The sequence below is a fragment of the Isoptericola sp. NPDC056573 genome, assembly GCF_042793335.1.
Taxonomy (GTDB): Bacteria; Actinomycetota; Actinomycetes; order Actinomycetales; family Cellulomonadaceae; genus Isoptericola.
Genome location: NZ_JBHTUY010000005.1, coordinates 340,141 through 352,646, shown reverse-complemented (window position 1 = coordinate 352,646; position 12,506 = coordinate 340,141). Strand labels below are relative to the sequence as shown.

Below are 12,506 nucleotides of genomic sequence, written 5' to 3'. Positions count from 1 at the left end.
GGTGCGAAACTCCTTCGTTCCGGCGGTACCCGTCCGACGACGGTGTCGGCCGGGGAGGTGCGGCGCGTCAGCCGGCCCAGGGCGCCCCGAGCTCGGCGAACGTGCGCTGCGTGCGCGCGACCTCGGCGCACCAGTGCTCGACGTCGCGCACCACGGGGCGCCGCTCGTCGCCGTCGCCGTGCCACTCGACGTGCTCGGGCGCGATCGGCGTCGGGTCGGCGCTGGTGCGCACGGCCTCCAGCACCCGCATGAACGCGCCCGTGTCGCGGACGTCGCACAGCAGGGGGCGGCGGTCGTCGGCGCGCGCGGCCAGCAGGTCGTCCAGCAGGGAGGCGCGCCCGTACGACTTGTCCATCTGCACGGAGTCCGTGCGCAGCAGCAGGCGGTCGTGCTCGTACTCGAGCACCAGCTCGCCGCGGGTGCCGGTCACCACCACCCGCGCGGGGGTGCGCTCGGCCGCGCACAGCGTGAGACCGAAGCCGTACCGGCGGCCGGCGGCGTCCTTGACCCGCACCGCGGAGGTGTCGTCGGCCTCGATCGGGTTGGCGCGGTACAGGTCGGTGTCCACCCAGGCGACGTCCTGCGCGGTGGTCGCCCCGCCCAGCCGCAGGGTGGTCGCGACGGCGTGCGCCAGCGGGTTGGTCACCACCCCGTCGACGACGTCGCGGCCGTCGAGCCGACGTCGGCCGGCCCAGGCGGCGCGCCTCCAGTACGACGCCGTGCGCACCCAGGTGCCGACGGCGCCGAGCCCCTGCACCTCGCCGATCGAGCCCCGGGCCAGGAGGTCCGCGGCCGCGGGCAGGGCGTGCGACCCGAAGGTCTGGAAGCCCACCTGGCAACGGCGGCCCGTCCGCTCGGCCACCGCGACGAGCTCGGCGTGCTCGGCGAGCGACGCCGTCGTCGGCTTCTCCAGCAGCACGTCGATGCCCGCCTCCATGGCGGCGCGCGCGAGCGGCAGGTGCGTGGGGATGGGTGTGCTCAGCACGACGACGTCGACGCGCGCCTGCGGGGTGGACAGCAGGTCGCCGAGCGTCGGGAACCAGGGGGCCCCGGCGTCGTGCGCGTCGTGGCCGGGGCCCGGCTCGCGCGGGTCGACGACGGCCGCGAGCCGGGCCCGTCCGGCGCGCTGCAGCTCGAGCACCCGGCGCACGTGGGAGGCGCCGTGGCCGTGCAGGCCCACGACCGCGATCTGCGGGGCGAGTCCGTCGGAGGTCGGGTCGGTCATCGTCGTCCTGTCCGTGTCGTGGCGGCGTGCCGGGAGGGGGTCAGCGCAGCCTGGCGGCGAGGGCCGCGGCCTCGTCGTGGTCGAGCGCGCGGTCCACGAGCGCGGCCACGACGCCCGTCTCGACGGTGCCGCCCGCGGGCACGACGAGCGGCGTGTCCCAGGCGAGCGCGGGCCCCGCGCCGGGGTACTCCGCGGCGCGCAGGAACCAGGGACGCGGCGGCGAGGTCTGCGCGAGGAGCAGCGTCGTCGGGCGGTCCTCGGCGTAGGGGTCGTGGTGCTGCTGGACGTACGCGACCCAGGGCGACGTGCTGCCGTGGGCCAGCGCCTCGCCCTCGCCGTCGGCCGACAGCACGACCGTGCTCTGCGACATCGGCGCGCGCCAGAAGACGCCGCCGTACCCGGCGCCCGGGCGCCCGTTGGTGGCCGGCGAGCGGATCTCCAGCGGCTGGTACGACGCGTGCAGCGTGGTGCGCCAGTCGAGCACCCACGTGCCGTCGTCGAGGAGGCGGGCGCCGAGCCGGCGCTGCTCGTCCAGCAGGGGGTTGCCGTGCTCGTCGTCCCAGCGCACCGCGTCGTGCAGCACGTGGGGCGCGAGCGGGTCGACCTCCGCGCGCGTGCTCACCTGGCGGCCGTGGTTGGGCAGCAGCGTGGGGCCGACGTCGGCCACGAACGTGCGGCCGCCCCAGAAGCTCGTGCCGTTGACGTCGGGCACCGCCACGCTCACGCCGTAGTGGTGCCGGTGGTCCACCGGCTCGGACTCGGTGAGGGCCACGCCCGCCAGGGAGTGCACCGGGTGCAGGTACGGGCGCGGGGAATGGATGGCCGGCAGCCGCTCGCCGTCGACGTACCGCGCCAGGGGCACCCGGTCGCGCGTGTGCCGCAGCACGATCTCGCGCGGCTCCACGGACCACGTCGGGCCCGGGTCGACGACGTCGGCCTCGGGCGCCGCGGCGGGCTCGGGCTCCGCGACGACGGCCCGGGCGATGCCGCGCGGCGCCGGGCCGGTGCTGGAGCGGGCCTCGAGGCGGGCGGTGAACCGGGTGGTGGTGGCCGCGTGCGCGTCGTCGTCGATGACGGCGTGCAGCTCGCGCCACGCCTGGCGGCCCAGCTCGGCCTGGGGCACGGACACGGTGGTCAGGCCGGGCGTCGCGTACCGGGCGAGGTCGATGTCGTCGTAGCCGGCCACCGAGATGTCGCCGGGCACGGCGACGCCCGCCTCGTTGAGCGCGGCCAGGAGGCCGAACGCCACCAGGTCGTTGTAGGCGACGACGGCGGTGGCGCGGCTCGCGAGCACCTCGCCCGCGGCGGCGTGGCCGGACGCCAGGTCGGCACCCACGGGGAGCTCGACGATCTCGAGGTCCGGGTGGCGGTCGCGGGCGGTGGCGAGCCCGGCGCGCCGGGCGACGTCGGTCGCGGCGGCCCGCGGGCCGGCGAGATAGGCGAGGCGGCGGTGCCCGAGGCCGACGAGGTGCTCGACGACCTGGACGGTGGCGTCCTCGTAGTCGATGACCAGGCTGGGGGTGGCGGGGTGCTCGACCGCGCGGTTGATCACCGCCGCCGGCGTCACGAGGGGGAGCAGCGCGTCGAGCGCGGTGCCGGGCATGCGCGGCGCGACCAGGATGAGCGCGTCGCAGCGCATGCGCGCCTCGCGGGCGATGGCCGCCTCCTCCGAGGGGTCCTCGGCGGCGTCGGCGACGAGCACGCGGTAGCCGTCCTCCGCGGCGGCGGAGGTCACGCCGCGCAGGATCTGCTGGAACACCGGGTTGCCCAGGTCGGGCACGACGAGGGCGACGGTCTCCGTGCGCCCGAGGGACAGGCTGCGCGCCACGTTGCTGGGGCGGTAGTTGAGGTCGATCGCCGCCTCCTGCACGCGCGCGGCGATGGCGGGGTCGACGGTGCTGCGACCGTTCATCACGCGGGAGACCGTGGCGCGCGAGACGCCTGCGGCGGCGGCGACGTCCGCGATGGTGACGGACGGGCGCCGGACGTTCAGCTCAGGCATCGATGCCTCCTCGTGCTCACGAGCCGACGGTACACCATTGGAAACCGGTTCCTCTCGTGGTACGTTCCCGAGAAGCAACCGGTTTCCAGGAGGAGCGGGTTCCTGGACACCTCGGATCGACGAAGATCAGGAGGCCGGCGATGACGCCCACCAGCACGCCGATCGGCAGCGGGACCGGCGGGGTGCCGCGATGGCGGTGATCCAGGAGGTCGCGCGCGCCCGAGGTGCCGCCCGGGAGCGGCGCAAGGGGGACGGCAAGGCCGCGGCGCTCTTCCTCGCCCCGTGGTTCGTCGGGCTGGTCCTCGTCACGGCGTTCCCGCTCGTCGCGTCCCTGTACCTCTCCTTCACGGACTACAGCCTGCTCGAGGCCCCGGGCTGGATCGGGCTCGAGAACTACACGGCGATGTTCTCCGACCCGCGGTTCTTCCAGGCGCTCAAGGTCACGTTCACCTACGTGCTCGTCTCGGTGCCGCTGCAGCTCGCCGCCGCGCTCGCCCTCGCCATGGTGCTCGACAAGGGGCTGCGCGGCCTCGCGTTCTACCGGTCCGTGTACTACCTGCCGTCGCTGCTCGGCGGCAGCGTCGCCATCGCCATCCTGTGGCGCCAGGTGTTCGGGGCCGACGGCCTCGTGAACCAGGTCCTCGGGTTCTTCGGGATCGAGGGGGTCGGCTGGGTGTCGCACCCCGACTACGCGCTCGGCACCCTCATGATCCTCAACGTCTGGACGTTCGGCGCGCCGATGATCATCTTCCTGGCGGGGCTGCGGCAGATCCCGGCGATGTACTACGAGGCCGCGTCGATCGACGGCGCCGGCCGCTGGCGCCGGTTCCGCAGCATCACGGTGCCGCTGCTCACGCCGATCATCTTCTTCAACCTGGTGCTGCAGCTCATCGGGGCGTTCCAGTCGTTCACGCAGGCGTTCATCGTCAGCGGGGGCACGGGCGGGCCGGTCGACTCCACGCTCTTCTACACGCTGTACCTCTACGAGAAGGGCTTCAGCTCCTACCAGATGGGGTACGCGTCCGCGATGGCGTGGTTCCTGCTGCTCGTCGTGGCGGGGATGACCGCCGTGAACTTCCTCGCCTCCAAGTTCTGGGTCTTCTACGATGACTGACGCTCTCGCGCGGACCGAGCCGCGCCCCGGGTCGCACCCCACGGGTCCCCGTCCCACGCTCTCCGAGGTGGCGGCGACCTACCCCGAGCGGCGTCCGCCCCGCGGCCGCGCCTGGGCCGCCGTCCGCCGCGTGCTGCGGCACGTCGCGCTGATCGCCTTCGGGCTGGTCATGCTCTACCCGCTGCTGTGGATGCTGGCGAGCTCGTTCAAGCCGACCGAGCTCATCTTCCGCGAGCCCGGGCTGATCCCCACCGAGTGGGACCTCGGCAACTACACGGATGGCTGGAACGCCCTGCTGGACCCGTTCAGCCACTACCTGCTGAACTCGGCGATCGTCGTGCTCGGCTCGGTGCTGGGCAACCTGGTCTCGTGCTCGATGGCGGCCTACGCGTTCGCCCGGCTGAAGTTCCGGGGCCGCAACCTGTGGTTCGCGATCATGCTCATGTCGATCATGCTGCCGATCCACGTGATCATCGTGCCGCAGTACATCCTGTTCTCGTCGCTGTCGTGGATCAACACGTTCCTGCCGCTGATCGTGCCGAAGCTGCTGGCCACGGACGCGTTCTTCGTGTTCCTCATGGTGCAGTTCTTCCGCGGCATCCCGAAGGACCTCGACGAGGCGGCCCGCCTCGACGGCTGCGGGCACGTGCGCATCTACCTGCGGATCATGCTGCCGCTGTCGCTGCCGGCGCTCGCCACCACCGCGATCTTCACGTTCATCTGGACGTGGAACGACTTCTTCAGCCAGCTCATCTTCCTGACGAAGCCGGACATGTACACCGTGCCCATCGCGCTGCGGACCTTCGTGGACGCCACGAGCAACAGCTCGTGGGGGCCCTTGTTCGCGATGTCGATCGTCTCCCTGATCCCCGTGTTCCTCGTCTTCCTGTTCGGCCAGAAGTACCTCGTCAAGGGCATCGCCACCACCGGCATCAAGTAGTTCGCACCCGTCGTTCGAAGGAGAACCTCATGCGAGTCACAGCCACCCGGGCCCCGCGGCGCCGCGGCGTCGCGCTCGTCGCGCTCACCGCGGCGGGGGCGCTCGCCCTCACCGCCTGCTCCGGCGACTCCGGCGCCCTGCCGTCCGACGAGGACGGCGGCGGCGACGGGAACGTCGAGATCCGCTTCGCGTGGTGGGGGTCGGACGACCGGCACAAGACCACGCAGCAGATCATCGACCTGTTCGAGGAGAAGAACCCCGGCATCACCGTCGTGCCGGACTACACCGACTGGGACGGCTACTGGGACAAGCTCGCCACGGCCACGGCGGGCGGCGACACCCCGGACGTCATCACCCAGGAGGAGCGGTACCTGTCCGACTACGCGTCGCGCGGCGTCATCGGCGAGCTGAGCGGCGTCGACACGTCCGAGATCCCCGAGGACATCCTCAGCACGGGGGAGGTCGACGGCAAGCTCGTCGGGATCCCGACGGGCGTCAACGCGTACGCGATGGTCGCCGACCCGCAGATCTTCGCGGACGCCGGCGTCGAGATGCCCGACGACACGACCTGGACCTGGGACGAGTACGTCGACATCGCCGGGCAGGTCGCGAAGGGCGCGGGCGACGGCGTCTGGGGCGCGCAGGACTACGGCTTCAACGAGGCCGGGCTCAACGTGCTGGCACGGCAGAAGGGCGAGACCCTCTACAACGCGGACGGCACGCTGGGCGTCTCGAAGGAGACGGTCGCGGAGTTCTTCCAGACGTCGCTGGACCTCATGGCGAACGGCGGCCAGCCCGACGCGTCGCGGTCGGTGGAGTACCAGAACGCCGGGCCCGAGGGCTCGCTGCTCGGCACCAACGCCGGCGCGATGGGCGTGTGGTGGTCCAACCAGCTCGGCGCGCTCTCCGACGCGTCCGGCCACGAGCTGGAGCTGCTCCGCCTGCCCGGCGAGTCGGAGTTCGAGCGCACCGGCATGTACTTCAAGCCGGCCATGTACTACTCGGTCTCCGCGAAGACGGAGCACCCCGAGGAGTCGGCGAAGCTCGTGGACTTCCTGCTCAACGACCCGGAGGTCGCCGAGCTGCAGCTCACCGACCGCGGCCTGCCGGCCAACCTGACCGTGCGCGAGGGGATCCTGCCCGAGCTGACGGCCGCGGACCAGAAGGTCGCGGACTTCATGGCGGCCCTGGAGCCCGAGATCGTCGACAACCCGGCCGTGCCGCCGAGCGGCGCGAACGAGATCCAGGACATCATGATCCGGATCAACACCGAGGTGCTGTTCGAGCGCATGACGCCCGACGAGGCGGCCGACGCCTTCCTCCAGGACGTGGGCGCGGCGATCGGCGGCTGACGGCTCTCGCGCCGAGCGTGCTGACCTGATTCCTCGACAGTTCGCTCGGGGATCGGGTCAGCACGCTCGATCGCGTCCACCGGAGGGTCAGGAGGGGTCGACGACGCGCGCGACGACGGCGCAGTGGTCGTCGCCCGGCGCGGCGCCGGTGGCGGCGCGCACGAGCAGGTGGCGCAGGGCCGTGCGCTCGGTGTCGTCCAGCCCGGCGAGCAGCTCGTCCTCGGCGGTCCGCACGCGGGCGTCGAGGTCGGCGAGGACGGCACGGCCGTGGTCGGTCACGACGATCCGGCGCGCGCGGCGGTCGGCCGGGTCGGGCTGCCTCTCGACCAGCCCGCAGCCGGCCAGCTCGTCGAGGAGGTACGTCATCACGGTGCGGTCGATGCCGAGCCTGGCGGCGAGCGCCGCCTGGGTGGGCGGGGCGTCGTGGGTGACGGCGGCGAGGACCTCGTAGCCGCGGCCCCCGTGCGGGACGTCGGCGCAGGCGGCCGCGACGCGGGCGCTCCACTCGCGCAGCAGCGCGGCGAGGGACCAGCCCAGCGGGGACGGGGCGTCCGCGCTGGTGGCGGTCTCCGCGGTGCTGCGGGTCGTGTCGGCGGTGGTGCTCACCGTGCCATGGTAAGCGGAATGTGCGGCGCGGCAGAAGAGTTGCCGCTGATATCGTCTGTACGACAGACGATCTCCCGGACGACGGGAGCGGTCCTCCCGCGAAAGGTCCCGCATGACGGACTACGGCCACGACCTGGTCTTCGGCACGTTCCTCACCCCCACGAACCGCGACCCGCAGCAGCCGGTGCGGCTCGCGCAGGCCACGGAGGCGGCCGGGCTCGACCTGGTGACGTTCCAGGACCACCCGTACCAGCCGGGCTTCCTCGACACGTGGACCCTGTTGTCCTGGGTGGCCGCGCAGACCGAGCGGGTGACCGTCGCGGGCAACGTGCTCAACCTGCCGCTGCGGCCGCCCGCCGTGCTCGCGCGCGCCGTCGCGTCGCTCGACCTGCTGTCCGGGGGCCGCGCCGCGCTCGGCCTCGGCGCCGGCGGGTTCTGGGACCCGATCGTCGCGATGGGCGGCACGCGCCTCACCCCCGGCGAGTCCGTCGACGCCCTCGACGAGGCGCTCGACATCATCCGCGGGATCTGGGACGGGCGGGAGCGCCGCTCGTTGCGGGTCGACGGCACCCACCACCGCGTCGCCGGCGCCAAGCGCGGTCCCGAGCCGGCCCACGACGTCCCGATCTGGCTCGGCGCGCTCAAGCCCCGCATGCTGCGGCTGATCGCCCGCAAGGCCGACGGCTGGCTGCCCTCGCTCGCGTACCTCAAGGACGGCGACCTGCAGCGCGGGCACGCGATCATCGACGAGGCCGCCGCGGAGGCGGGGCGCCACCCGGCCGAGATCCGGCGCCTGCTCAACGTGCAGGGCGCCGTCACCGCGCAGCCGCAGGGCTTCCTCCAGGGCCCGGTGGAGCAGTGGGTCGACGAGCTGGCGACGCTCGCGCTCGAGGACGGCATCGGCACCGTGATCCTCGCCGCCGACGACCCCACCCTCATCCAGGTGTACGGCCAGGAGGTCGCGCCGGCGGTGCGCGAGCTGGTGGCGCGCGAGCGTGCGTCGTCGGGCACGACGCCCGCCGCCGCGCAGCGCGGCGCGCGAGCGATCGCGCTGCGCCGGCCCGGCATCGACTACGCGGCGGTGCCCGCCGCGCTCGCGGCCTCCGCCGTCGAGCCCGGCGACCGCGCGTACGACGCGGTGCGGCACAACTACCTGCGCTCCGGGGCGCCCGGCCTCGTCCTCCGTCCTCGCGACACCGCGCAGGTCGCGGAGGCCGTGCGGTTCGCGCGGTCGCAGGACGTGCCGCTCGGTGTGCGGTCCGGCGGGCACGGCATCAGCGGCCGGTCGACCAACGACGGCGGGATCGTCGTCGACCTGGGCGCGCTCGACCAGGTCGAGGTGGTCGACGAGGCCGCCCGGCGCGTGCGGGTCGGCGTGGGGGCCACGTGGGGGCGTGTCGCCGAGGCGCTCGCGCCCCGAGGCTGGGCGATCAGCTCCGGCGACTCGGGTGGCGTGGGCGTCGGCGGGCTGGCCACCGCGGGCGGCGTCGGCTTCCTCGGGCGCCTGTACGGGCTGACGATCGACCACGTCGTCGCGGCGGAGGTCGTCACGGCCGACGGGCGCGTGGTGCGCGCGTCCGCCGACGAGCACCCCGACCTGTTCTGGGGGCTGCGCGGCGCGGGCGGCAACCTGGGCGTCGTCACGTGGGTGGAGATCGAGGCGATGGCGCTGGGGGACCAGGGCGCCGTCGTGTTCTCGCAGATGACGCTCGACGCGACCGACGTCGCGGGCACCCTCGAGCGGTGGGGCGCCGTCGTCGAGTCCGCGCCGCGCGAGCTGACGAGCTTCCTCATCCTCTCGCCCGGCCGTCGGGGGCGGCTCGCCGACGGCAGCGACGACCAGGGCCCGGTCGTCCAGCTCATGACCGTCTGGGCGGGCGACGACACGGACGCCGCCGTCGAGCAGCTCGAGCGGCTCGCCGGCGCCGGGCCGCTGCTGGGCCACCAGGCGTACCTGCTGCCCTACGCGGGCGTCGTGCAGGCGGGGGAGAAGCACCACCAGGGCGGCGGCGACCCCGCCGTGCGCTCCGGGCTGGTGGCGCACCTGGACACCGCGACCGCCCGCGCGTTCGAGAAGCTCGCGCTGTCGGGGGAGGCGTACTTCCTGCAGGTCCGCGCCACCGGCGGCGCGGCGAACGACGTCGAGGAGGGCGCGACGGCGTACGCGCACCGGCACCAGAACTTCCTGCTGTCGGCGATGTCGTCGTCGCAGGCCAGGCTCGACGCCGTGTGGGACGACGTGATGGCGCCGTACACCGACGGGCTGTACCTCTCGTTCGACACGGACACCCGGCCCGAGCGGATCACGGACGCCTTCCCGGAGCCCACGCTGACCCGCCTGCGCGAGGTGAAGCGCGACTGGGACCCGGACAACGTGTTCCGTGCGAACTTCCCGGTGCCGCCCGCCGAGTGATCGCACCGCGCGACGCGTCGGCCGGGTGCGCGAGGATGGGGCCATGCCTCTCGCACCTCGGTACCTGGCCGACGACGCCCGCTACGAGTCGATGACCTACCGCCGCACCGGCCGCTCCGGCCTCGACCTGCCCGCGCTGTCGCTGGGCCTGTGGCACAACTTCGGCGACGTGAACCCCTTCGACAACCAGCGCGCCATCCTGCGCCGCGCGTTCGACCTGGGCATCACGCACTTCGACCTCGCGAACAACTACGGCCCGCCCTACGGCTCGGCCGAGGAGAACTTCGGCCGTCACCTGGCCAAGGACCTCGCTCCCTACCGCGACGAGCTCGTCATCTCCACGAAGGCCGGCTACGACATGTGGCCCGGCCCGTACGGCGACCACGGCTCCCGCAAGTACCTGCTCTCGTCGCTCGACCAGTCCCTGACGCGCATGGGCCTGGACCACGTGGACGTCTTCTACCACCACCGCCCGGACCCCTCGACGCCGCTCACCGAGACCATGGGCGCCCTCGCGTCCGCCGTCCAGCAGGGCAAGGCGACGTACGTCGGCGTCTCGAACTACTCGCCGTCGCGCACGCGCGAGGCGGCGCAGGTGCTCGCCGACCTCGGCGTGCCGCTGCTCATCCACCAGCCCAGCTACTCGATGTTCAACCGGCACGTGGAGATCGCCGACCGCGACGACGCCTACGACGGCCACCAGAGCGAGTCGCTGCTCGACGTCGTCGAGGACCTGGGCGTCGGCACGATCGTCTTCTCCCCGCTGGCGCAGGGCCTGCTCACCGGGCGGTACCTGGGCGGTTCGGCGCCGGAGGGCTCGCGCGCCGCCCGCAGCGACTCGCCGTTCCTGTCGTCGTCGAACCTCACGGACACGTACCTCGACCGCGCGCGGGCCCTCGCCGCGATCGCCGAGGGTCGCGGCCAGACGCTCGCGCAGCTCGCTCTCTCGTGGGTGCTGCGCGACGCGCGCGTGACGTCGGCGCTCATCGGCGCCTCGTCGGTGGCGCAGCTCGAGGACAACGTGGCCGCGCTGTCCGCGCCGGCGCTCACCGACGACGAGATCGCCGCCATCGAGCCGCACGCCGTGGACGGCACCGGCCGCTGAGCCGTCGTCGCCACCGACCGGGAGGAGGAGCGCCGATGGTGGTCTGCTGGTTCGTCGGGCTGACGACGCTCGACGTGGTGCACCGGGCGTCGGGACGCCCGGGCGCGAACGAGAAGGTCACCGCGACGCGCCAGGACGTCGCGGCCGGCGGCCCGGCGGCCAACGCCGCCGTGACGGCGGCCGCGCTCGAGGCGCACGCGATCCTGGTCAGCGCGCTCGGCGCCGGGCCGATCGCCCAGGCGGTGCGCGCGGACCTCGACGACCGCGAGGTGCAGGTGCACGACGTCGCGGGCCCGGACGAGGAGTTCCCGGTCGCGGTCTCGGCGGTGCTCGTCGACGACGCGACGGGGGAGCGCTCCGTGGTCTCGCCCGACGCGGCGCTGGTCGCGGTGCGCGCGCCGCGGCCCGACGCCCTCGCGGGGCTGCCCCGACCGGACGTCGTGCTCCTCGACGGCCACCACCCCGCGATCGCCCGGGCCGTGCTCGCGCACGTCGACGAGCTGCGCCCCCGGCCGCTGATCGTGGTGGACGGCGGCCGGTGGCGGCCCGTGTTCGCCGACCTGCTGCCGGCGGCGGACGTCGCCGCCCTCAGCGCGGACTTCACCGTGCCGGCGGACGTCGCGCCCGGCGCGGCCGACGCCGCGCACGGCGCGGCCGACGCCGCGCACGGCGCGCTGCTGCTGGGGGCGCGGTCCGTGGTGGTCACCCACGGCGGGGACCCGGTGACCTGGGCGCTGCCGCGCCGGCGCGACGACGGCGCCGTCGTGGTCGGCGAGCACGGCACCGTGCCCGTGCCCCGGGTCGACGTGCAGGACACCCTCGGCGCGGGCGACGCGTTCCACGGCGCGCTGGCCGTGGCGCTCGCCCGCGGGGCCGGGCTGCAGGACGCCTGCGCCGCCGCCGTGCGCGTCGCGAGCGTCCGGGTGCGGAAGGTCGGGCCGCGTGCCTGGCTCGCGCACCTCCCCGAGCTGTCAGAGCCACGTGCAGGTTCTGCTGCTCCTGGCCCTGACAGCTCGCGGGACGAGGGGTGACGACGGTCGGGGCGACGACGGCGGAGCTCGTCGCGCGCGCCCGGCGGCTGGCGGTGCCCGGCGAGCGGCGCGTCCTCGGGATCGTCGGCCCGCCGGGGGCGGGGAAGTCGACGCTCGCGCGGGCGATCGTCGAGGCGCTCGGCTCGGCGCTGGCCGTCGAGGTCGGGATGGACGGCTACCACCTGTCGAACGCCGTCCTGGCCGACCTCGGCCGCGGCGACCGCAAGGGCGCGGTCGACACGTTCGACGACGCCGGGTACGCGGCGCTCGTGGCCCGCCTCGCGGCCGCCAGGCCGGGCGACCCGCCCGTCTACGCCCCGGTCTTCCGCCGCGAGATCGAGGAGCCCGTGGCGGCGGGGGTCGCCGTGCCGGCCGACGTGCCGCTGGTCGTGACGGAGGGCAACTACCTGCTCGCGCCCACCGGCGCGTGGCCCGCCGCCCGGGCCCGCATGACCGAGGTCTGGTACCTCGACGTGCCCGACGTCGTCCGCCTCGCGCGCCTCGAGGACCGGCACCACGCCTTCGGCAAGAGCCGCGACGACGCCCGCCGCTGGGCGAACGGCTCCGACCAGCGCAACGCCGAGCTGATCGAGGCCACGCGCGACGGCGCCGACGTCGTCGTGCGGTGGGCCGGGTGACGACGTCAGCCCGGTCCCGCGCGGCCCGGAGAACGTCGCGCCGACGAGGCTCCGGTCGGCAGTCCGTGGCCCACGAGGCA

10 protein-coding genes are annotated in these 12,506 nt (G+C 74.2%); 7 read left to right on the top strand and 3 right to left on the bottom strand.

Annotated elements, in window-relative coordinates:
* Positions 1 to 67: 67 nt before the first annotated feature.
* Both ACFQ8E_RS11530 and ACFQ8E_RS11525 read right to left on the bottom strand, forming a co-directional pair.
* Positions 68 to 1,225: a Gfo/Idh/MocA family protein gene (locus tag ACFQ8E_RS11530; RefSeq protein ID WP_430550680.1), complete on the bottom strand. Its 1,158-nt coding sequence runs from the start codon at positions 1,223 to 1,225 to the stop codon at positions 68 to 70.
* A gap of 40 nt (positions 1,226 to 1,265) precedes the next feature.
* Entirely contained in the window at positions 1,266 to 3,227 is a 1,962-nt protein-coding gene (locus ACFQ8E_RS11525) for a DUF6807 family protein (protein WP_430550679.1), read from the bottom strand.
* A gap of 190 nt (positions 3,228 to 3,417) precedes the next feature.
* On the opposite strand from ACFQ8E_RS11525, the gene ACFQ8E_RS11520 reads away from it, so the two are divergent.
* Genes ACFQ8E_RS11520 through ACFQ8E_RS11510 form a run of 3 tightly spaced genes read left to right on the top strand, consistent with a single transcriptional unit; the run spans position 3,418 to position 6,633 of the window.
* Positions 3,418 to 4,341 (top strand): carbohydrate ABC transporter permease, encoded by a 924-nt coding sequence (locus ACFQ8E_RS11520; RefSeq protein ID WP_430550678.1) that lies wholly within the window; start codon positions 3,418 to 3,420, stop codon positions 4,339 to 4,341.
* Positions 4,334 to 5,281 (top strand): carbohydrate ABC transporter permease, encoded by a 948-nt coding sequence (locus ACFQ8E_RS11515; RefSeq protein ID WP_430550677.1) that lies wholly within the window; start codon positions 4,334 to 4,336, stop codon positions 5,279 to 5,281. The genes ACFQ8E_RS11520 and ACFQ8E_RS11515 overlap by 8 nt, the downstream gene beginning before the upstream one ends.
* Positions 5,282 to 5,310: 29 nt before the next feature.
* Positions 5,311 to 6,633 carry an ABC transporter substrate-binding protein gene (locus ACFQ8E_RS11510; protein WP_430550676.1) on the top strand — a complete coding sequence of 441 codons (1,323 nt, stop codon included), beginning with the start codon at positions 5,311 to 5,313 and terminating at the stop codon, positions 6,631 to 6,633.
* An 87-nt stretch (positions 6,634 to 6,720) separates the two neighbouring features.
* Here ACFQ8E_RS11510 and ACFQ8E_RS11505 read toward each other — a convergent pair whose 3' ends face one another.
* Positions 6,721 to 7,239, bottom strand: coding sequence for a MarR family winged helix-turn-helix transcriptional regulator (locus ACFQ8E_RS11505; RefSeq protein WP_430550675.1), 519 nt, complete (start codon positions 7,237 to 7,239; stop codon positions 6,721 to 6,723).
* Between the two features lie 112 nt (positions 7,240 to 7,351).
* Between ACFQ8E_RS11505 and ACFQ8E_RS11500 the strand changes: the two genes are divergently transcribed.
* Genes ACFQ8E_RS11500 through ACFQ8E_RS11485 form a run of 4 tightly spaced genes read left to right on the top strand, consistent with a single transcriptional unit; the run spans position 7,352 to position 12,426 of the window.
* Positions 7,352 to 9,652, top strand: a complete 2,301-nt coding sequence (locus ACFQ8E_RS11500) for an LLM class flavin-dependent oxidoreductase (protein WP_430550674.1) — start codon at positions 7,352 to 7,354, stop codon at positions 9,650 to 9,652.
* 43 nt (positions 9,653 to 9,695) lie between these two features.
* A complete protein-coding gene (mgrA, locus tag ACFQ8E_RS11495; RefSeq protein WP_430550673.1) occupies positions 9,696 to 10,757 on the top strand; it encodes an L-glyceraldehyde 3-phosphate reductase in 1,062 nt (353 codons plus the stop codon).
* Between the two features lie 35 nt (positions 10,758 to 10,792).
* Entirely contained in the window at positions 10,793 to 11,788 is a 996-nt protein-coding gene (locus tag ACFQ8E_RS11490) for a PfkB family carbohydrate kinase (protein ID WP_430550672.1), read from the top strand.
* A complete protein-coding gene (locus tag ACFQ8E_RS11485) occupies positions 11,785 to 12,426 on the top strand; it encodes a nucleoside/nucleotide kinase family protein (protein ID WP_430550671.1) in 642 nt (213 codons plus the stop codon). Before ACFQ8E_RS11490 ends, ACFQ8E_RS11485 begins: the two co-directional genes overlap by 4 nt.
* Positions 12,427 to 12,506 lie beyond the last annotated feature (80 nt).